Source organism: Streptomyces sp. NRRL F-2664 (assembly GCF_000719345.1).
Taxonomy (GTDB): domain Bacteria; phylum Actinomycetota; class Actinomycetes; order Streptomycetales; family Streptomycetaceae; genus Streptomyces.
This window is the reverse complement of sequence record NZ_JOFX01000272.1, coordinates 1-782: the sequence shown is the minus strand read 5'-3', so window position 1 is coordinate 782 and position 782 is coordinate 1. Positions and strand designations below refer to the sequence as shown.

Here is a 782-nt window from a genome sequence, read left to right as displayed (position 1 = left end):
ACCGGCGACACCACCTTTTCGATCATCTCGACTGGGGGCTCGAGTCATACCGGGGCCGAAGGCCGGGAGCCCCATTGCGAGGCCACGAAGACGGTAACGAGGGCCTGCGGATATCGGGCGGAGACGATCTATCGGAGTCTGTTTGTGCAGGCCAGAGGGTCCTCGCGCAGGAGCTCATAGGCCGCCTGCGCTGCCGTCGTGCGATGCGTCGGCCGAACAAGGCTACGAAGGCCGGGCAGGGCCGGGGTGTGATCGCCGATGCGGCATCCATCACCGAGCGCCCCTCGGTCGTCAAGGACCGCAAGGTGCCCCCCGGGCACTGGGAGGGAGACCTGGTGGCCGGCATGGAGAACACCCGTATCGCGACGCTCGTCGAACGCCACTCGCGCTATGTCCTGCTGGTCAAGGCGGACGGCAAGGACACCAGCGCCGCCGCTTCTGCCTTGACCGGGCAGCTCATGAAGCTGCCTGCCGAGTGGGAGCCACCCTGGCCTGGGACCGCGGGATGGGACTGGCCCGGTCACAAGAGGCTCGCGGCCGCGACCGGCTTCGGCATCTGCTTCTGCTACCCCCCGCAGCCCCTGGCAGCGGGGGCCAACGAGATCCCCACCGGGCTTCTTCGGCAGTACCTGCCGAAGAAGAGAGACCTGTCTCAGCCGGCCACAACCCCCCGGGGCGATACAGCTAGTGCCGTGACCGGGAAGGTTTGCCGGGTTGGGTGGTCAGGCCGCGGCCGGTAGCGGTCTGCCGCCCCAGCGAATGCCTTTCTCGCTTCGGATGCG

Annotated in this window: 1 protein-coding gene; it reads left to right on the top strand. The window is 68.2% G+C overall.

What is annotated here, in order from left to right; translation table 11 throughout:
- The first annotated feature begins 74 nt into the window (after nt 1-74).
- A complete protein-coding gene (locus IF89_RS39420; RefSeq protein WP_107047463.1) occupies nt 75-740 on the top strand; it encodes an IS30 family transposase in 666 nt (221 codons plus the stop codon).
- Nucleotides 741-782 lie beyond the last annotated feature (42 nt).